The organism is Amaricoccus sp. (assembly GCF_017993425.1).
Lineage (GTDB): Bacteria > Pseudomonadota > Alphaproteobacteria > Rhodobacterales > Rhodobacteraceae > Amaricoccus.
The window spans coordinates 28,150-47,419 of the sequence record NZ_JAGOMQ010000024.1 but is presented as its reverse complement, the minus strand read 5'-3'; the positions used below and the strand labels follow the sequence as shown (position 1 = coordinate 47,419).

General features: G+C 74.5%; 17 protein-coding genes. 5 read left to right on the top strand and 12 right to left on the bottom strand.

The genetic code is table 11. From position 1 onward, the window contains the following. Positions 1-115: 115 nt before the first annotated feature. The 7 genes from betC to KBB57_RS12730 form a co-directional block, all read right to left on the bottom strand. On the bottom strand, positions 116-1,633 hold the full coding sequence (gene betC / locus KBB57_RS12760) for a choline-sulfatase (RefSeq protein ID WP_290750709.1): 1,518 nt from the start codon (positions 1,631-1,633) through the stop codon (positions 116-118). A gap of 8 nt (positions 1,634-1,641) precedes the next feature. Then, the gene (gene choX / locus KBB57_RS12755) at positions 1,642-2,583 is read right to left on the bottom strand and encodes a choline ABC transporter substrate-binding protein (protein ID WP_290750706.1); all 942 of its coding nucleotides are present in this window, start codon (positions 2,581-2,583) and stop codon (positions 1,642-1,644) included. A 322-nt stretch (positions 2,584-2,905) separates the two neighbouring features. Then, on the bottom strand, positions 2,906-4,270 hold the full coding sequence (locus KBB57_RS12750; RefSeq protein WP_290750704.1) for an FAD/NAD(P)-binding protein: 1,365 nt from the start codon (positions 4,268-4,270) through the stop codon (positions 2,906-2,908). 16 nt (positions 4,271-4,286) lie between these two features. Next, positions 4,287-4,724, bottom strand: a complete 438-nt coding sequence (locus KBB57_RS12745) for an Rrf2 family transcriptional regulator (protein ID WP_290750701.1) — start codon at positions 4,722-4,724, stop codon at positions 4,287-4,289. Between the two features lie 80 nt (positions 4,725-4,804). After that, positions 4,805-5,923 carry a hypothetical protein gene (locus KBB57_RS12740; RefSeq protein WP_290750698.1) on the bottom strand — a complete coding sequence of 373 codons (1,119 nt, stop codon included), beginning with the start codon at positions 5,921-5,923 and terminating at the stop codon, positions 4,805-4,807. A gap of 79 nt (positions 5,924-6,002) precedes the next feature. Further along, entirely contained in the window at positions 6,003-6,608 is a 606-nt protein-coding gene (locus tag KBB57_RS12735) for a hypothetical protein (protein ID WP_290750696.1), read from the bottom strand. 106 nt (positions 6,609-6,714) lie between these two features. Further along, a complete protein-coding gene (locus KBB57_RS12730) occupies positions 6,715-7,491 on the bottom strand; it encodes a D-alanyl-D-alanine carboxypeptidase family protein (protein WP_290750694.1) in 777 nt (258 codons plus the stop codon). A gap of 115 nt (positions 7,492-7,606) precedes the next feature. Here KBB57_RS12730 and hisC point away from each other — a divergent pair, with 115 nt between their 5' ends. The 3 genes from hisC to KBB57_RS12715 all read left to right on the top strand — a co-directional run bounded on the left by hisC (position 7,607) and on the right by KBB57_RS12715 (position 11,750). After that, positions 7,607-8,704 (top strand): histidinol-phosphate transaminase, encoded by a 1,098-nt coding sequence (gene hisC / locus KBB57_RS12725; RefSeq protein WP_290750691.1) that lies wholly within the window; start codon positions 7,607-7,609, stop codon positions 8,702-8,704. Further along, positions 8,704-9,621 (top strand): prephenate/arogenate dehydrogenase family protein, encoded by a 918-nt coding sequence (locus tag KBB57_RS12720; protein WP_290750688.1) that lies wholly within the window; start codon positions 8,704-8,706, stop codon positions 9,619-9,621. Before hisC ends, KBB57_RS12720 begins: the two co-directional genes overlap by 1 nt. 170 nt (positions 9,622-9,791) lie before the next feature. Further along, a complete protein-coding gene (locus KBB57_RS12715; protein ID WP_290750686.1) occupies positions 9,792-11,750 on the top strand; it encodes a hypothetical protein in 1,959 nt (652 codons plus the stop codon). Between the two features lie 116 nt (positions 11,751-11,866). Here the strand turns inward: KBB57_RS12715 and KBB57_RS12710 are convergent, their stop codons facing one another. From KBB57_RS12710 to KBB57_RS12690, 5 genes are all read right to left on the bottom strand, one after another. After that, positions 11,867-13,840, bottom strand: coding sequence for a BTAD domain-containing putative transcriptional regulator (locus KBB57_RS12710; protein WP_290750683.1), 1,974 nt, complete (start codon positions 13,838-13,840; stop codon positions 11,867-11,869). Beyond that, positions 13,840-14,985 (bottom strand): YcaO-like family protein, encoded by a 1,146-nt coding sequence (locus KBB57_RS12705; protein ID WP_290750680.1) that lies wholly within the window; start codon positions 14,983-14,985, stop codon positions 13,840-13,842. The genes KBB57_RS12710 and KBB57_RS12705 overlap by 1 nt, the downstream gene beginning before the upstream one ends. A gap of 128 nt (positions 14,986-15,113) precedes the next feature. Further along, positions 15,114-16,589: an NAD-dependent succinate-semialdehyde dehydrogenase gene (locus KBB57_RS12700; protein ID WP_290750678.1), complete on the bottom strand. Its 1,476-nt coding sequence runs from the start codon at positions 16,587-16,589 to the stop codon at positions 15,114-15,116. A gap of 74 nt (positions 16,590-16,663) precedes the next feature. Then, entirely contained in the window at positions 16,664-17,008 is a 345-nt protein-coding gene (gene mnhG, locus KBB57_RS12695; protein WP_290750676.1) for a monovalent cation/H(+) antiporter subunit G, read from the bottom strand. Continuing rightward, positions 17,005-17,229: a monovalent cation/H+ antiporter complex subunit F gene (locus tag KBB57_RS12690; protein WP_290750673.1), complete on the bottom strand. Its 225-nt coding sequence runs from the start codon at positions 17,227-17,229 to the stop codon at positions 17,005-17,007. Before KBB57_RS12690 ends, mnhG begins: the two co-directional genes overlap by 4 nt. A gap of 116 nt (positions 17,230-17,345) precedes the next feature. Between KBB57_RS12690 and KBB57_RS12685 the strand changes: the two genes are divergently transcribed. Beyond that, positions 17,346-17,951: a CoA pyrophosphatase gene (locus tag KBB57_RS12685; protein ID WP_290750670.1), complete on the top strand. Its 606-nt coding sequence runs from the start codon at positions 17,346-17,348 to the stop codon at positions 17,949-17,951. Continuing rightward, positions 17,948-19,264, top strand: a complete 1,317-nt coding sequence (locus tag KBB57_RS12680) for a CCA tRNA nucleotidyltransferase (RefSeq protein ID WP_290750667.1) — start codon at positions 17,948-17,950, stop codon at positions 19,262-19,264. The genes KBB57_RS12685 and KBB57_RS12680 overlap by 4 nt, the downstream gene beginning before the upstream one ends. Positions 19,265-19,270 lie beyond the last annotated feature (6 nt).

Sequence of the window (19,270 nt, the reverse complement as noted above, 5' to 3'; positions counted from 1 at the left end):
GTTTCCTCCCCGCCCTTTGGCGGGGAGGCGCCTGCCCGATAGATTTCAAGCCAGTATGAATGCCTGAAGGGGGAGTGCGGCGCGGGCGGCGCCCCTGCCCCGGCGATCGGGCGGCTCAGCCGTCCTCGCGGGGGTAGCGCTGGCGGGACTCGACGACGTTGAGGTCCATGTGGTTGCGCATGTAGCGCTCCGCGGCGGGGCGGAAGGGCTGGTGGTCCCAGGGCGTGTAGGCGCCGACGCGCAGGGCTTCGTAGATCACCCGCCGCCGGGCCTGGCTGTCGCGGACCTCGGCGTCGAAGCGGCCGAGGTCCCAGAGCTCGGCTACGGCGCGCAGGAGGCCGTCGACGATCGGGCGGCGTCCGGGGTCGGCGGCGACGTTCTCGAGCTCCTCCGGGTCGTCGGCAAGGTCGAAGAACTGCGGCGGCTCGCCGGGCGAGACGACGAGCTTCCAGCGGCCGATGCGCACGCAGACCATCGGCCCGGTCGAGCCTTCGGCGGCGTATTCCATCTGCACGGTGCCGCGCGGGCGATGCCAGTTCACCACGTCGACGAGGCTCATGCCGTCGAGACCGGCCGCCGCCTCGCCGAGATCCGCGCCGGTGAGCGCCGCCAGCGTCGGCATCAGGTCGAGGGTGGAGACGGCCTGCGCGTGCAGCTCCACGTTCAGCCCGGGGGCGGCGATGGTGAAGGGGACGCGGGCGGAGCCTTCGCGGAAGCTCATCTTGAACCACAGGCCGCGCTCGCCGAGCATGTCGCCGTGGTCGGAGAGGAAGACGACGATGGTGTCCTCGGCGAAGCCGCAGCTCTCCAGCGTGGCGAGGATCTCGCCGATCTTCTCGTCGACGTAGGAGATCGAGGCGAAGTAGCCGCGGCGCGCCGCCCGGACGTGCCCGGGCGTGATCTCGAAGGCGGCGTGGTCGAAGGCGCGCATCAGCCGCTGCGAGTGCGGGTCCTGCTCGGCGTAGGGGATCGGGGCGATCTCCGGGTCGAGCGCCGGGCAGTCGGCGTAGAGGTCCCAGTATTTCCGCCGCGCCACGTAGGGGTCGTGGGGATGGGTGAAGCTCGCGGTCAGGCACCAGGGACGGTCGTCGGCGCGGCGCGCGAGGTCGCGGATGCGGGCGACCGCCTGGTAGGCGACGTCGTCGTCGTACTCGAGCTGGTTGGTGATCTCGGCGACGCCGGCGCCCGTCACCGAGCCGAGGTTGTGCCACCACCAGTCGATGCGCGTCTCCGGGTCGCGCCAGTCCGGGGTCCAGCCGAAGTCGGCCGGGTAGATGTCGGTCGTCAGCCGCTCCTCGAAGCCGTGGAGCTGGTCGGGGCCGACGAAGTGCATCTTGCCCGACAGGATGGTGCGGTAGCCGGCGCGGCGCAGGACGTGGGTTAAGGTGGGGATGTCGGAGGGGAACTCGGCGGCGTTGTCGTAGACCCCGGTCTGGCTCGGAAGCCGCCCCGACATGATCGAGGCGCGCGCCGGGGCGCAGAGCGGGCTCGGGCAGTAGGCGTTGGCGAAGCGCGTCGAGCGCGCCGCCAGCGCCCTGAGGTTCGGAGCGTGCAGGAAGTCGGCCGGCCCGTCCGGGAACAGCGTCCCGGCGAGCTGGTCGACCATCAGGATCAGGACGTTCGGCCGCCCCATGCCGGCGCTCAGAGCCCGAGCGCCGCCTTGACCGCCGGCAGGCCGGGCTCGCCGCCGAGGGTGGTGACGCCGGCGAGCCAGCCGTCGAGCACGCCGGGGTTCTCCTTCAGCCACGCCGCCGCCGCGTCGCCCGGGTCCTCGCCGTCGTCGAGGATGCGGCCCATCATGGCGTTCTCGGCGTCGATGTCGAAGGTGAGCTGGCGGAAGAAGGTCGCGGCGTTGGGGCATTCCTCGGCCCAGCCGGTGCGCGCCAGGGTGAATACCTCCGCGCCGCCGTAGTTCGGGCCGAAATAGGCGTCGCCGCCGGAGAGGTAGACGAGGTCGTGGGCGACGTTCATCGGATGCGGCGCCCAGGCGAGGAAGACGATCCAGTCCTCGCCGCGCTCGGCGCGAGTGACCTGGGCGAGCATCGCCTGCTCGCCCGATTCCACCACGCTCCAGTCGCCGAGGCCGAAGTCGTTGGCCTTGATCATGTTGGCGATGTTGGTGTTGGCCGGGGCGCCGCTCTCGATGCCGTAGATCTTGTGGTCGAAGGCGTCGGCGTGGGCGGCGAGGTCGGCGAAGTCCTTCACGCCGCCCTCGGCGACGTAGGCGGGGACGGCGAGGGTGAACTTCGCGCCCTCGAGGTTGCGGTTCAGCACCTCGGCGGCCTTGGAGGCGTCGAGGTCCTCGCGGAATTTCGTCTGCGCCGGCATCCAGTTGCCGAGGAAGACGTCGATGTCGCCCTTCTTCATGCCCTCGTAGCCGATCGGCACCGAGAGGGTGGCGATGTCGGCCTGGTAGCCGAGGGCGTCGAGCACGGTGGCGGCGATGGCGTTCGTCGAGGTGATGTCCGTCCAGCCTGGGTCCGACAGCCGCACGGTGCGGCAGGATTCCGGGTCGGCGGCGAAGGCGCCCCCTGCCGCGAGGGCGACGGCGAGGGCGAGGGCGGAGGACAGCGCGCGGGGCATGGGTCGTCTCCTGTGGCGGTTTGCGCCTCGCCCGGGACGCCCCGCCCGCCTCCGGGGGCGAGCGGCCGTCGCGGCGCGACGCCGGCCAATCTCGGCGATCTCCGGGGCGCGGTAAACTGCGATTCCGACGCCAGCCGCGCCACGACCGGCGCCGGCGCATGGCGGGGCTGGCCGCGCCGGCGCGCGGCCCCCGTCCGGCGTTCCTGCGGGACAGGGCCTCTTGCCCGTTTCCACGCGTGGGCACTGGTTATATAATTGATTTCATTACATTATGCTAGATCACGCGGGCCGCCTTGGGGGTGGCGGCCCGGGCGCGGCGGGGCTAGTCGAGGGCTGACCAGCGGCGGACCTCCACGCGGCCGGCGGGGAGCGCGATGCCGGGGTCGATGGCCTCGGCGAGGAGACGGGCGGCGCGGGCGCATTGGGCGCGGATCTCTGGGATGGCGTAGGTCTCCCAGGCCAGCGGTGCGGTGAGCGGACCGACGGCGAGGAGGCGGCCCGAGGGGCTGGCGCGGGACGGGCGGAGCGGCGCGAGGTCGGGGGTGACCTCGAGGCCGAGGCCGAGCGGGTCGGGCCGCGCCGCGCCGGCGGCGACGAGGGAGGCGACGAGGGGATCGGCCGCGACCGGGCCGGAGCGCGGGCCGGTGCAGTCGATCACCGCGGCGAAGCGGCGGCTGTGCAGCTCGCCCGAGCCGCGGGCGCGCCAGGTGACCGCGGCGCCGTCCGGCCCGTCGCGGCGTTCGACGACGCGGCCGGCGAGGACGCGCAGGCGGCCCTCGGCGCGGGCCGCGGCGATGCGGCGCGCCACCTCGGGCGCCATGCGGTGGCGATGGGCGTCCCACCACGGACGGGCGTGGCGGAGGAAGCGGCGGCGGGCGTCGAGGGGCAGGCTCGCCCAGATCGCCGGCACGTGCGGGCGCAGCGCGTCGACGACGTCGCCCCAGGCGGCCCCGGTCAGCGCCAGCGCCCGGGTCTCGGCGCGGAGCCAGCGCATCAGCCAGGTGAGATGGGTGCCGAGCGGGATGTCGGCCGGCTCGAGCCGCATCGCCACGCGCGGCCCGTGCGGCTGCGGCGCGAGGCCGCGGCGCGACAGCGCCACGATCGGGCCGGGATGGCCGGCGTCGAGGAGGTCGAGCGCGGCGTCGACCATGCCGAGGCCGGTCCCGAGGATGAGGACGTCGCCCTCCGCCGGCGCCGTCGCGGGCCGTGGCAGCTCGGGGCGCAGGCCGTGGCCGACGGCGAGGATCGCGGCCTGCCCGAGGATCGCCGCGCCGTCGGCGAGCTCGACCCGCACGCCGTGGCCGGTCTCGACGATCTCGCGGGCGACGCCGCGGATATGGGCGAGCCGCCCGTCGCCGCCGCCGGCGGCGTAGGGCCGGAGCGCCTCCTCGAGGTAGCGCCCGTAGAGCCGGCGCTCGGCGTAGCGGTCGGGGTCGTGGCCGAGGCCGGCGGCGGCGAGCCAGTCGGTGAAGTGGCCGGGCTGGTCCTCGAAGGCGCTCATCGAGCGGGCGCGGGCGTTGAGGAGGTGCGAGGGCGAGTCCGTGCCGTAGGCGACGCCGCGGCCGAGCCGCCCGGCGGGATCGACCATGGTGACCCAGAAGCCGTCGGCGCGGACGCGCAGCAGGTGCAGGGCGGCGAGGGCGCCGGCCGCGCCGCCGCCGACGACGATGACGTGGCGGCAGGTCATGGCCGGGCCTCCGCTGTCATCCCCGCGCCTCCGCCGGTTCCGGCGCGGGCGCGAGGTCGGCGAGGCTTGTGGCGTCGAGCACCCCGGCGATGGCGTTGCGGACGTCGAGCATCAGCGCTCGGATGGCGCAGGTCGCCTCGTCCGGGCAGTCGTTGCAGGGGGCATGGGCGCTGCGGCTGGCGCAGGCGATCGGGGCGAGCGGGCCGTTCACCACGCGGAGCGCGTGGCCGACCATGACCTCCCCGGCGGGGCGCAGCAGGCGGTAGCCGCCGCCCCGCGCCGTTCGGGTCGCGACGAAGCCGCCGCTGCGGAGGTCGCGCAGCACCGCATCGAGGGCGCCGCGGGGGGCGGCGAGGTCCGCCGCCAGCTCCGCCGCCGTCGCCCAGCGGCCGGCGTCGAGCGTGGCGAGGCTGAGCAGCGCCCGCAGGCCGAGCTTGCCGTGCCGCGTCAGCATGGCGGCGCGCGGCGGGGGCGGGCTGTCGTGGGCATGGCATCCTTCGCGCTCCCGTGGGGACCGGAAGCGATGGTAGCGCGCTACTCTACAATGTCGACAGGCTTTATCGTTAATCCGCGCTCTTTCGGGAAGCGGGTGGCGGAGAATCGCCCGCCGAGGATGCCGGGATATTGCTCGGGAAAGGCGCGGACCCGCTCGCGCAGGCCGGCGGCGACGCCGCGGGCGAGGGCGGCCACGGCGGCGTTGCCCGTGCCGCGTTCCGCGGGAGCGGCCTCGGGGCCGAGGGCGATCCGGTACCGGCGGAACGGCTCGACCTCGATCGCGGCGAGGGGGAAGAGCGCGGCGCCGTGGCGGAGCGCGAGGCCGGGGGCGCCGGTGGAGAGGCTGACCCAGCCGTCGGGGCCGAACGGCGTCTCGATGAAGCCGCCGCCGGAGAAGAGGCCGTTGGTCATGGTGACGACGCCGCCGGCGCGCAGGGTTCGCAGGACGCGGCGCATGACGTCCGCCGTCTCGCCGCCCTCGAAGACCAGGCGCTCGGCGAGGTGGCGGTTCTCGGCGCGGATGACGCCGGGGTTGAGCACGGCGACGCCGAAGCGGGAGAGCGAGACGCCGTGGAGGTGCGAGCTGACATGGGCGGGCGGCAGGCCGGCGGCGGCCAGCGCGCGCTTGGAGAGGAGCGGGCCGGAGAAGGTGTCGTCGACCCAGAGGATCGCCCCCCTGCCCCGGTCGATCGCGGCGCGGAGCCGGGCGAGGTCGTCGGCGGGGAAGTCGATCGCCGGGTCGAGCCGGCCGGCGAGCTCGGCGGCGGTCAGCATCTGCTGACGGAAGTAGCCGGCGCGCAGGCGGTCGACGACGGCGCGGGGGTCGGCCGGCGCGGCGAGGCCGGCGGCGGCGAGGCCGGCGCGGAGGTGGGCTACGTCCTCGCGGGGGCGGCGGATCGGGCTGGCGGCGAGGCGGCGGCACCAGGCCTCCCAGGCGCGCGGCGGCGCGGTGCGGGCGAGCGCGGCGAGGCTCGCGGCGACGAAGGCGTCGGCGGCGTCGCGCGGGACGACGCGGCGCTGCGCGCGGGGGCGCAGCTCGCGGCGGCGGTAGACGATGTCGGCGGCGGGGCCGCCCTCGGGGGGCAGGGCCTCGACGATCTCCCAGGTCAGGCGATCGCCGCGGGCGGCGGGGGCGTGGTCGTCGCGCCCGGCGGTCATGCGGCCTCCGCGGCGGCGCGGCGGTCGGGGCGGTCGGGGCGGCGGCCGGCGACCGGGCGGGGACCCCCGGCGGCGGAGGTCACGCCGCCTTGGCGCCCCGGCGGGCGAAGCGGACGCCGGCGAGCGCCGCGGCGGCCGAGCCGATCAGCAGGAAGCCCGCGGGCAGCGGCACCGGCGCGGGGGCCGGGGTCGAGGGGACCGGCGCGGCGTTGCCGGGCAGCGAGACGTGGTAGGCGAGGTCCTTGCCGTGGGTGAAGGCGAGCGCGAGGTAGAGCGTGCCGCCGAAGCTGTCGGCAAGGTCGAGCGTCACCGACTGGGCCGGCTTGTAGTAGTCGACCTGCACGCCGCTCGCATACTTGCCGTCCCAGTCCCACTGGAAGGGTTTCTCCGAGGTCAGGATCTGGCCGCCGGCCGAGTAGGACCAATCGTACTTCGCCGGCGCGGTGAAGTCGAACGTGAGCTTCTGCGCGCCGGTCGGCAGCGACAGCGCGAAGATGTCGTAGCGGTTGCCCTCGCCGACGCCCTCGATGACGTCGACGTCGCGGCCGACCGCAGTCGGCGACTTCCACGAGCCGCTGAAGGCGCCGCCCGACATGTCGGCCTCGCGCAGCGTCGCGGCGGAGGCGCCGGCGGCGACGAGCGAGGCGAGAAGGGCGGCCGCGATGGCGGTCAGGCGGGGGATCATGGCAGGGCTCCGGGTGACGACGGGCGGGCATGTAGGCGGAGATCCGCCTACCTGCAACCACGTGATCACGTAGGGGTCAACGAATCGTTGACCCGCGCCGGCGTTGTCAGCGCTGGACGTTCGGCGTCTTGAACGTCCCCGCCCGGCGCGCGGCCTCGGCGCGTGCGGGGTCGTGCTCCCAGTGCCAGGGCTCGCCGCTGACGGTACGGACGAACCCGAAGCCGGTGGCGCGGCGCTTCAGCCATTCGTAGGTCGGGTTGCCGTCGCCGCCGGGCACGTCGATGTCGAAGGCGAGGCCGTTCTGGTGCTTGGAGAAGCCGGGCTTGGCGGCGAGGTTGAAGCCGGGGAGCTTGCGCACGAAGCCGTCGTGCAGCGCCTTCTGCTCGCCATAGGAGCGGAAGCCGCTGTTGATGCGGACCACTATCCCGTCGTCGTCGGCGGCGTCGCAGAGGGCGAAGTAGGGCGCAAGGGTGTTCATCGCCACGCGCTCGATCTCGTGGGTGGCGTCGACGATCTCGGCGAGGTCGACCTGGCCGACGAAGCTGCCTCCGGACCAGGCGGCGTTCGGGCCGAACTGGTTGGCGTTGGGGTTCGGGGGCAGCGGGCCGATGGTCACGTTGACGAAGCGGCCGGCGAGGTTGCGGGTCGAGGTCCAGCCGATTCGCGCGCCGTCCTCGCCGAGGGCGAGGCCGAAGACGATGCCGGCCTTGGAGCCGGTCTCGACGCGGCGCACCTCGGCGATGCGCACCTTGGCGCCGCGGGGGATCTTCTGGAATCCGCCGGCGACGGGGATGAACGCCATGAGGTCGCCGTTCTGGCGCAGGCGGGCGTCGTCGTCATCGATCGTGAAGGTTCTGCCGAGATAGCTGCGGGCGATGTCCATAATCGAAGGCTCCGTGATCAAAATGCGCGCGCATCCTAGCACGAATCGCCGCGGCGCGGTCGCCCGGCCGCGATGGGTCTGGAACCGCGCCGCCGGCGCCGCTAGAAGACCGCCGATGCGCGCGCCCCACGACATGATCCGCCCCCGCGAGGGCGTCCTCGACATCGCGGCCTACCAGGCCGGCGAGGCGACCCTGCCCGGCGCGGCCGCGCCGCTGAAGCTCAGCTCGAACGAGAATCCGTTCGGGCCGGGACAGGCGGCGCTCGCCGCGTTCCGCGACAGCGCCGACAAGCTGCACGTCTACCCGGAATCGAGCCATGCCCGGCTCCGGGGGGCGATCGGGCGGGCGCATGGGCTCGACCCGGAGCGCCTTGTCTGCGGGGCCGGGTCGGACGAGATCATCGCGCTTCTCGCGCAGGCCTATTGCAGCGCGGGCGACGAGGTCGTGTTCACCGACCACGCCTTCGGCATGTACCGCATCAGCGCGCGCGCCGCGGGGGCGACGCCGGTCGAGGTGGCGGAGCGCGAGCGGCGGACGGACGTCGACGCCATCCTCGCCGCCTGCGGGCCGCGCACCCGGCTGGTGTTCCTCGCGAGCCCGAACAACCCGACCGGGGCGCTGACGCCCGAGGCGGAGGTGGCGCGGCTGGCCGGGGGGCTGCCGCCGCAGGCGCTGCTGGTGCTCGACGGGGCCTATGCGGAATACGTTCCCGGCTTCGACGGCCATGCCCGGCTCGTCGCCGCGCGCGACAACGTGGTGATGACGCGGACCTTCTCGAAGATCTACGGGCTCGGGGGCCTGCGCATCGGCTGGGCCTTCGCGCCGGAGCACGTGATCGACGTGCTGAACCGGATGCGCGGGCCGTTCAACCTCTCGACCCCGGCGCTGCGCACGGCCGAGGCGGCGGTCGAGGACCAGGCATATGTCGCCTGGTGCCGCGCCGAGAACACCCGCAACCGCGCCTGGCTCGCCGACGCGCTGGCGATGCGGGGCGTGCCGTCCGATCCCTCGGCGGCCAACTTCGTGCTCGCCCGCTTTCGCGACGCCGCCGACGCCGCCGCCTGCGACCGCACGCTGCGCGCCGCGGGGCTGATCGTGCGCCGCGCGGCGAGCTTCAACCTGCCCGAAGCCCTCCGCATCACCGTCGGAGACGCGGAGGCCTGCGCCCGTGTCGTCGCCGCCGTCGATGCGCATCTCGGAGCCACCGTCTGATGGCCTATCGTCACGTCGCGCTGATCGGCCTCGGGCTGATCGCCTCCTCGATCAGCCACGCCATGCGCCGCGCCGGGATGGAGGCGCGCATCACCGGCTACGCCCGCTCGGCCCCGACGCGGCGCGAGGCGCAGGAGCTCGGGATCGCCGAGGTGTTCGCGACGGTCGGCGAGGCGGTGAAGGACGCCGACCTCGTCATCCTCTGCACGCCCGTCGGCGCCATGGGCGAGGTGGCGCAGGAGATGGCGATCAACCTCAAGCGCGGCGCGACGGTCTCGGACGTCGGCTCGGTCAAGCGCTCGGTGATCGAGAGCGTCGGCCCGCACCTGCCGGCCGACGTGCACTTCATCCCGGCGCACCCGATCGCCGGCACCGAGCATTCCGGCCCGGCGGCGGGCTTCGCCTCGCTCTTCGACAACCGCTGGTGCCTGCTGACGCCGCCGCCCGAGGCCGACCCGGCCGCCGTCGAGCAGCTGAGCGAGTTCTGGCGCGCGCTCGGCGCCCGCGTCGACGTGATGGAGGCCGACCACCACGACCTCGTCCTCGCGGTGACGAGCCATGTTCCGCACCTGATCGCCTTCACCGTGGTGGGCGTGGCCGACGACCTCAGCCGGGTGACCGCGTCGGAGGTGATCAACTACTCGGCGGCGGGCTTTCGCGACTTCACCCGCATCGCCGCCTCGGACCCGACGATGTGGCGCGACGTGTTCCTGTCGAACAAGGAGGCGACGCTCGAGATCCTCGGCCGCTTCACCGAGGAGCTCTTCGCGCTGCAGCGGGCGATCCGGCTCGGCGACGGACCGCATCTGCGCGACTACTTCGCCCGCACCCGCGCCATCCGCCGCGGCATCATCGAGGCGGGCCAGGACACCACCGCCCCCGACTTCGGCCGCGGCGTCACGCCCGCCGGCGAGTAGCCGCCTCCCGGCGCCCCCGTCCTCGCGAGACATCGCCCTGGCTGCGGCGCGCCGGCGCGCGCCGATTCTTCGCGTCTGCACGCCAGACGAATGTGTCACGCTCGCGTAACGCGGGGGGTGGTTTACCTTCGTTAACGAAACGCGGGAACCGCAGCAGACGCGAGGAAGCCATGCACGACGCGACCGAGGCAAGCCAGACCATGAGGGCCATCGTGGACGACGCAAGGGAAGGCGAGGCCTTCGCCGCCCTCGCCGATCCCGAGCACGGCGAAGGCCGTGACGCGCTGCTCGCGGTCGCGGCCAAGATCGGCCGGACGCGCCGCCCCGGCCTCTTCTCCGCGATCCCCTCGGGCGTCACCTACCTGACCCAGTTCGCCGCGCACGACCTCGATCTTCGCGGCCGCGAGGACGTCGACGGCCGGCCGCAGCTCGACCTCGCGCTGATCTACGGCGACGGCCCGCGCCACGACCCCTTCGCCTACCAGGTGCCGCAGGGCCCGGGCGAGCCGCGCCACCTGCTGCGCATCGGCCGCGCCCGCCCGGCGTGGAACTCGCCGGCCTGGGGCGCCGCCCGCGACCTGCCGCGCGCCTCGTGCCCGCATCTCGACGCGAACGGCATCGAGGCGCGGAGCGAGGTGCTGGTGCCGAACGCCTTCTCGGACTCGAACCTGATCCTCGGACAGGTCCAGACGCTGTGGGCGCTCCTGCACAACGCCGTCGCCGGCGGGCTCACCGAGCGGGGCATCCGGCCCGAGCCGGCCTTCGAGACCGCGCAGCGGGTCACCCGGCACGTCTACCGGAGCGTGCTCGTCAACGACGTCATCGGCGGCTGGATCTCGCCGCGGCTGCGCGGGCGCTATGTCGCCGCCGAGCCGCGGCTGCTGTCCGGCGCCGGCCTCGCCCGCCTGCCGCGGGCCTTCATGACCGGCGTCGCGCGCATCGGCCACGGCCTCGTCCGCGAGACCTATGCGCTCAACGACCAGCGGCAGTTCGAGGGGCTGCGCGGGCTCATCCGGCACAACAGCTCCGGCCGGCCGGCGGACATGCCGCTGACCGAGGACTGGCTGCTCGATTTCGGGCGGTTCTTCGACTTCGGCGACGGGCGGGTGCAGCACGCGCGCGCCATCGGGCCGCACATCGCCCGGCCCTTCGCCCTCGGCGGCGGGGTGCGGCTGGAGCATCCGACCCCCTCGGACGGCCTCGTGCTGCGCGACCTCCTCGCCTGCACCCGCGCGGCGAGCGGCCTCGAGGGCGCCATGCCGAGCCTGCGCACCCTCGTCGAGCGCATCGACGCGGCGGAGCCGGGGCTCCTCAAGGGCTGCTTCGCCCATCGCGAGGGCGCCTGGCGCAAGCGGCTCGCGCACTGGCTCGAGGACGTGGCGATCCCCGGCCGCACGCGCACGGCGCTGGCGGAGGATCCGCCGCTGACGCTCTTCCTGATGCTCGAGGCGGTCGAGGACTGCGAGGGCGCGCATCTCGGCGCCGTCGGGTCGATCCTGCTCGCCGAGACGCTGGGCGCGGCGCTGCCCGCGCCCGCCTCCGCCGAGGACCTGTCGCTCGCCCGCGACGCGACGTTCCACGGCCTCGTCCCCGAGCGCATGACCGAGCTCGTGCGCTTCCTGCAACGCCACTACCGCTTCCCCGACGGGGCCCGGCTGCACGCCGCCGAGCCCTCCCGGTCCGTCCCCGCCTCCTCCAAGCGCAAGCCATCGGAGACCAAGATGCTCGACGATCAGACCCCCGCCCAGACGAGCGGCCTCTTCGAGGTCGCGGACTACATCGAGCTCGGCAAGCTCGTCGCCGACTGGACCCAGAACAAGGATTGCCGGCCCCGCGACATCCGCGAGCTGCGCGACCAGCTCGACGGCATCGCCAAGGTGCCGACGAACTTCACGGACGTGATGTTCGTCGAGGGCCGGCCGGACGTGCTGGTGCTGCGCCTGCCGGAGAAGGAGCTGATGGCGGAGACCCAGCGCCAGCTCGAGCTCGGCACGACGATGCCGGCCCCGCCCTACAAGCTGCCGAAGTTCTACGACGACATCTACCACCGCAATTTCGGGCCGGAGATGACGTCGCTCGACATCTTCCTCGCCCGGATGGGCGACTACACCATTGCCCGCTGCCAGTAGGCGCCGGGCTCCGCCGCAAACCGACGCGTCCGGTTTGCTTCCTCCCTGACCAGACTGCGGCGGCTCCGGCCGCCGCTTTTTTCGCGTGGGGGCGCGGGGTTTTGCAGGCGGGCCGGTCAGCGGCGGCGGCGGGCGGCGGCGGCGGCGCGCTCGAGCTTGCCGCGGAGGCTCGCGGCCATGTCGGGGCTGCGGATCGGGAAGACATCGATGAACCAGTCGATGGCCGCGCGCTCCGTCGGGGGCTCCTTGCCCACCCAGTTCGAGGCGGCGAGCGAGAGGAAGGACTCCATGGCCTCGCCCGCGCCCTCCTCGTCGCCGAGGTCGATCAGGCTCGCGGCCGCCCAGGCGGGGAGGTCGATCATCGAGTCTCCCGCCACCTCGACGGCCTCGACGCAGGCGGCGTGCTCGCCGCAGAGATGGAGCGCCGTGGCGATGTAGCCATGCGCCGCGCGGGAGTGGCGCATCCCGAAGGCGCGCGCCTGCTCGACGAGATCGGCGGCGCGCTCGCGCTCGCCGGCGAAGGCGAAGCCGGCGGCGGCGGAGATGATCGTCCAGGGGTCGTTCTCGTTCAGGTCGAGCGCGAGCGACAGGTGCGACACGCCGGCGGCGTGCTTGCCGAGCATGGCGTAGGACCAGTAGCGGCAGAGATGCGCCCGGCTGTCGAGCGGGTCGATCGCCAGCGCCCGCGCGGTGAGGTCGAGCGATTCCTCGAGCCGGGCGCGCTCGTTGCGGGCGCCGGGATAGATCAGCGGGCGGACGTTGATGTTGATGGCGAGCGTCACCAGCGCGGGGGCGAAGTCCGGCATCGTGGCGATCAGCTCGCGCAGGATGCCGTCCGCCTTCTGGCGCGAGCCCATCCGCCACTCGTTGGTCAGCGCCTGCGCGAGCAGCCAGAGCTCGTACTTGCGCCCCATCGGGCTCTCGATCTCGCGCGCGGTCTGGAGCCGCGGCGTCGACAGGTGGACGTTGAGCGCCACCGCGAGGTTGCGCAGCGCCGTGCGTTGCAGGCGCACCAGGTCGTCGAGAGCAGCTGTCTCGCGCTCCGCCCAGACGCAGCGGCCGCTCCGCTGGTCGTTGAGGGTGAGCGCCACCACCAGCAGGTCGTGGCTGTGGTGCATGGCGATGCGCAGGTCGTAGGCGCGATAGGTGGGCGGCGAGGAGCCGTTCCGCGGCCCGTCGATCACCATCCAGTCCCGGAAGCGCGACAGCGCCCCGATCATCTCGTGGCGGAAGGTGTCGGCGATGTAGCGCCAGGACGCCGGCAGGTCGCCGGGCGGCGAGACCTCGACCACGATGGCGATCGGCGCGAGGATCTCCGGCTCCGGCTCCGGCGCCGGCTCCGCTGCGACGGCGACGGGGTGGAGCGTGCCCTGCTTGATCGCGACGTAGAGCGCCTGGGTCTTTTCCGAGGGCTCGACGTCGAGCTCCTCGTCGAGCGTCTTCCAGAGGCGCTCGTAGACGCGCATCGCCTGCACGGTGTCGCCGCGCGCGAGATGCGCCTGCATGGCGGCGCGGCAGGCGCCCTCGTGCGTCGGCTCGGCGCGGGTCAGCGCCTCGGCGAGCGCGAGCCGGGCGTCGGGGCCCTCGGCCGCGTTCATCGCCGCCTCCAGCCGGTTGACGAGCTGCGAGGTCAGCCGCTCGCGCTGCACGGCGACCCAGAGGTCGAAATCGGGGTCGAGGTCCTCGAAATCGGCGAAGAGCCGGGAGAGGTCGGCGTCGTCGCGGGAGAGGAGCGTCGGCGGCTCGCCCCGCGACGCCGCCTCGGCCGCATCGACGACGTCGACCCGCACCGGCGCGGTCAGCCGGATCATGCTGCGGTCGGCGTCGAGCAGATCCTCCGCCGGGCCGAGGTCGGCCTTGAGCCGGCGCAGGGTCTGGCGCAGCGCCGCGCGGGCGTGGTCGGCGCCGGAATCGCTCCAGAGCAGCGTGGCGATCCGCTCGCGGCTCTCCGAGCGCGCCGGCTGGAGCGCGAGATAGACCATGATCGCCAGCGCCTTGCGCCCGGAGAGCGGGATCTCCACGCCGGAGATCGTCAGCCGCGCCGGCCCGACGGTGGTCAGCAGCGCGTTGGAGGTGACGGTCGCGTCCATCAGAACAGCTCCGCCGCGGCGCCCGGCGCGCCGGGAAGCGGCGCCGGACCCGGTTCGCGCATCGGGCCGGGCATCGGCTGCAATCCGGGCGCGAAGACCTTGGCGACCGCGAGCCCGCCCGCCCGCGCATCCGGGCCGGCGAGGTCGATCGCCAGCGGCTCGATCCCGAGCCGGGCGAGATGCGCGACAAGGCCCGCAAGATCGTCCACGCGCGGCCCGGCGGCCGCGAGCGGCGGCAGCGGCGCGAAGGCGGGCGTGGCGTCGACGTCGAGGGCGGCGCGGCGCAGGGTCGCCGCGTCCTCCGGCGCGGCCCGGCCGGCCTTCGCGCGGAGCCGCACGATCTCGAGCCCGATCTCCATCTGCAGCAGCTCCAGCGCGGCGCCGGCCAGCGCCGCCTCGAGCCCGAGCGCCGCCTTCAGTCCGACGACGAGCCCGCCCTCGCCCGTCCCGTCGCGCGACAGCGCCGCCGCCACCGGCAGGCCGGTCGGCGAGGGCAGCAGCAGGAAGCTCGTCGGCCGCGCCGGTCCCGGCGCGCCCGCCCGCAGCGCCGCCATCATCGTCGCCGCCCCGGCCAGATCCTCCGCGCCGACCGCCCGCGGCCGCACGGCGCCGCTCCACCAGGAAGCCGCGGCGTCGCGCTCGACCAGCTCCAGGAGGCCCGAGAGCCGGGCCGCCTCCGGGGTCGGCCCCGCGCCTGCGCCGAGGCTGCGCGGCGGGGCCTCGGCCGCGAGCGGCAGGTCGCGGAACACAGCCGCGGCCGGCAACGCGACCGGGCGCCCGTGCGCGAGGCCAGAGCCGAGGACGGCCGGCCCCTCGCCCCAGACGGCTCGCAAACGTGGATCGACGGAAAGCTCCGGCGGCGCGGCGGCCGCTCCGCCCGCGCTCATCCCGGCCAGCGTCTCGCTCGCCTCGCCGGCGAGCTTGCCCGCGGCCTCGGCGAGGTCGCGCCCGCCGCCGCCGACGGCGAGGCCGCCGCAGGCGCCCGCGAGATAGACGAAACCCGGCGCAGCGGCGTTCGGCAGCGCCGCCGCCCAGTCGAGCCGAAGAAGCGCCGGGGCGAGAGGATCCCCGTCGCGACCCAGCGCCGTGAGCAGCCGCGCCACGCTCTCGGATACGGCCGTCGTAGCCGCGACCTCGAGACTCATGCCGCCACCCTACGCGTTCGTCAGTCGCCCCCTCTTAAACCTTTCTCGGCGCAATTCACAGCCGCAATAGCCCGGCGTCGCGCCAGCGGCGGCGCGATCGCCCGGGCGACGGGCAGAACGACAACCTGTCAGATCGACAGGCAGACGTACTTCATCTCCAGGTAGTCCTCGATTCCGTGGCGCGAGCCCTCGCGGCCGAGGCCCGACTGCTTCACGCCGCCGAACGGGGCCACCTCGGTCGAGATCAGGCCGCTGTTCACCCCGACCATGCCGTATTCCAGCGCCTCGGCGACGCGCCAGACCCGGCCGAGGTCGCGGGCGTAGAAGTAGCTCGCGAGGCCGAAGATGGTGTCGTTGGCCTGCTCGATCACATCCGCCTCGTCCTCGAAGCGGAAGAGCGGCGCGACCGGGCCGAAGGTCTCCTCGCGGGTCACGATCATGTCGGTGGTCACGCCGGTCAGCACCGTGGGCTCGAAGAAGTTGCCGCCGAGGGCATGGCGGCCGCCGCCGATGACGACCTTGGCGCCCTTGGAGACGGCGTCCTTGACGTGGCTCTCGACCTTCTCCAGCGCGGCGGCGTTGATCAGCGGCCCCTCGATCACCCCGGGCTCGAAGCCGTCGCCGACCTTGAGCTTCGACACCCGCTCGGCGAGCTTCGCGGCGAAGGCGTCGTAGACGCCGGACTGGACGTAGATGCGGTTGGCGCAGACGCAGGTCTGGCCGTTGTTGCGGTATTTCGAGATGATCGCGCCCTCGGCCGCGGCGTCGAGGTCGGCGTCGTCGAAGACGATGAACGGCGCGTTGCCGCCGAGCTCCATCGAGCATTTCAGCACCTGCCCCGCCGCCTGGGCGAGCAGGATGCGCCCGACCTCGGTCGAGCCGGTGAAGGTGAGCTTGCGCACCTTCGGGTGCTCGCAGAACACCTTGCCGATCCTCGATGACCACTTGGAGGTGACGACGCTGAAGAGGCCCTTCGGCACGCCGGCGCGCTCGGCGAGCACCGCCATGGCGAGCGCCGAGAGCGGGGTCTCGCCGGCGGGCTTGGCCACGAAGCCGCAGCCGGCGGCGAGCGCGGGGGCGACCTTGCGGGCGATCATGGCGTTGGGGAAGTTCCACGGCGTGATCGAGGCGGCGACGCCGATCGGCTGCTTCAGCACGATGAGGCGCTTGTCGGGCTGGTGGCCGGGGATGGTCTCGCCGTAGACGCGCTTCGCCTCCTCGGCGAACCACTCGACGAAGGAGGCGCCGTAGAGGATCTCGCCCCGCGCCTCGGCCAGCGGCTTGCCCATCTCGGCGGTGAGGATCGCGGCGAGGTCGTCGGCGTTCGCCACCATCAGGTCGAACCACTTGCGCAGCACCGCGGCGCGGTCCTTGCCGGTCCGCGCCGCCCAGGGCTTCTGCGCGACATAGGCCGCCTCGATGGCGCGGGCGGCCTCGGCCTCGCCCATGTCGGGGACGCTGGCGATGGCGTCGCCGCGGGCGGGGTTGGTCACCGGGAAGCTGCCCCCGGCGTCGGCGCCGACCCATTCGCCGGCGACATAGGCCTGCTCGCGCAGCAGGTCCGGATCCGCGAGCATGGACTTGAGATCGGTGGTGTCGAGCATGGGTGCGACTCCGCAGGTCGGGGATGCCGGAACCCATCACAAAGCCACCCCGGTCGCAACCCCGGGGGCGCCCGTTATTCAGGCGCCGGGGGCGTGCGGAACGCCGCGGCGCCGGGGTCCTCCTGCGTTCCCGGGGCGACGGGGGCGCCGGTGCGGAAGGCGGCGCGGCCGATGAGGTGCGCGCCCACCGGCGCCGAGGCGAGCATGAAAAGGAGGACGACGAGCGGCACGACCACGCCCGCCCAGGTGTCGGCGAGGAGCGCGGCGGCGAGGCGGACGAGCCCGAGGCCGAGGGCGCCCGCCTTGGTGGCGGCGTGCATCCGGGCGTAGACGTCGCGGAGCCGCAGCAGGCCGATGCCGGCGACGAGGCAGAAGCCCCCGCCTGCGACCATGAGCGCGGCGGCCAGCCACTCGATCATCCGCCGTCCCCCCGGCTGCGCTCGATGTAGCTCGCGAAGGCGACGGTCGCGAGGAAGGCGATCGGCGCGAGTCCGATCGCGGCGTAGATGCAGGCGCCGACGCCGCTGACCAGCCGGAACAGCACGAGGAAGACCACCATCACCACTGAGACCAGGTCGAGGGCGATCATCGCCTGCGCCGCGGCGAGTCCCGGCCCGCCGCCTGCCTCCGCCTCCGCCACGGCGCCGCTTCCCGTTTCGCCGCGCCACCTTACGGCCCGGCCGCCCGGTTGCAGCCGCGCGCTCGGCGCGGGCCGCGCCCCTTGCGCCCCCATCGCCGCCGGGTCATGTCTCGGCCATGGACCGGAGCCGTCTCGACGCGGAGAGCATCGCCCTGGCGCTCGCCGCGCCGGAGGGAGGCTCGTCCGACTTCGACCTCGATCCGGAGATGCGCCCGCCCGGCGTGACGACGCTGCGCCCCGCCTCGGTCCTCGTGGCGCTGGTCGAGCGCGGGCCGCGGCTCGCCGTCATCCTCACGCGCCGCGCCGCCCGCCTCGCCCATCACCCGGGCCAGGTCGCGTTTCCGGGCGGCAAGCAGGACCCGGGCGACCCCGACGCCGTCTCGGCCGCGCTGCGCGAGGCCGAGGAGGAGATCGGCCTCCCCCGCGCGGCGGTGCGCATCCTCGGCGCCCTCGCCCCGCATGACACGGTGACGAGCTTCCGCGTGACGCCCTTCGTCGGCCTCGTCACCGCCGCCTTCATCCCCCGCCTCGACCGCGCCGAGGTCGACGAGATCTTCGAGGTGCCGCTCGACTTCCTGCTCGCGCCCTCCAACCTCCAGGTCCACGGCCGGCGCTGGCACGGCCGCTGGCGGCAGTACTACGCCATCCCCTACGGCCCCCACTACATCTGGGGGGCGACCGCGCGGATGCTGAAATCCCTCGCCGACCGCCTCGCCCCATGACCGACCCCGATCCGGATCCCGAGCGACGCCGCTCGCCCGCCCCCTCGGCCGAGGCCGACCCCGCGTCGGCCCGCCCGGTCGCCGGCCAGACCGGCCCGGATCCCGCGCCAGCCGACACGGCCGACTCCGGGCCGGCACGGGACGCGCCGGCCCGCATCGACGCGCCGTGGCTGCGCGCGCCCGGACCCCGCGCCGTCTGCGCCCTGCTCGAGGGCGCCGGCAGGCAGGCGCTCTTCGTCGGCGGCTGCGTCCGCGACGCCCTCCTCGGCCGCGCCCCCGCCGACATCGACGTCGCCACCGACGCTCGCCCGGTCGAGGTGATCGCGCTCGCCGAGGCCGCGGGCCTGCGCGCCGCGCCGACCGGGATCGAGCACGGCACCGTCACCCTCGTCCACGGCGGCGCGCCGGTCGAGGTCACCACCTTCCGCCGCGATGTCGCCACGGACGGCCGCCGCGCCGTCGTCGCCTTCTCCGACGACGTCGTCGAGGACGCGGGCCGGCGCGACTTCACCATGAACGCCCTCTACGCCCGCCCGGACGGCGCCGTGGTCGATCCGCTCGGCGGCCTGCCCGACCTCCGCGCCGGCCGCGTCCGCTTCGTCGGCGACCCGGACGCGCGCATCGCCGAGGACCACCTGCGCATCCTGCGCTTCTTCCGCTTCCACGCGTGGTTCGGCGCGCCCGGGGGCGGGATCGACGCCGAGGGGCTCGCCGCCTGCGCCGCCGGCGCCGAGGGGGTCGACCGCCTCTCGCGCGAGCGCGTCGGCGCCGAGATCGCCCGCCTCCTCGCGGCGCCGGACCCCGCCGCCGCCCTCGCCGCCATGGCGGCGAGCGGCGTCCTCGCCCGCGTGCTGCCCGGGGCCGATCCCCGCGCCATCGGCCCGCTCGCCCATGTCGAGGCCGCCGGCGGCTGGCCGCCGGCCTGGCGCCGCCGCCTCGCCGCGCTCGGCCCGGGCCCCGACTGGCCCGACCGCCTCCGCCTTTCCCGCAGCGACGCAAGCGGGCTCGCCGCCGTCGTCGAGGCCGGAGAATCCCCGCTCGCCCCGGCCGCGGCCGCCTTCCGCTTCGGCCCCGACGCCGCCCGCGACGCCGCGCTGATCCGCGCCGCCCGCGAGGGCGTCGCGCCGGCCGCCGGCCTCGAGGCCGAGCTCGCCCGCGGGGCCGCGGCGAGGCTCCCCCTCCGCGCCGCCGAGCTGCCGCTTTCCGGCCCGCCCCTCGGCGCCGCGCTCCGCCGCGCCGAGGCCGCCTGGCTCGCAGCCGATCTCCGCCTCTCCCCCGAAGCCGTCCGCGCCGCCGCCCTCGCCGGCGCCTGAGCGCCC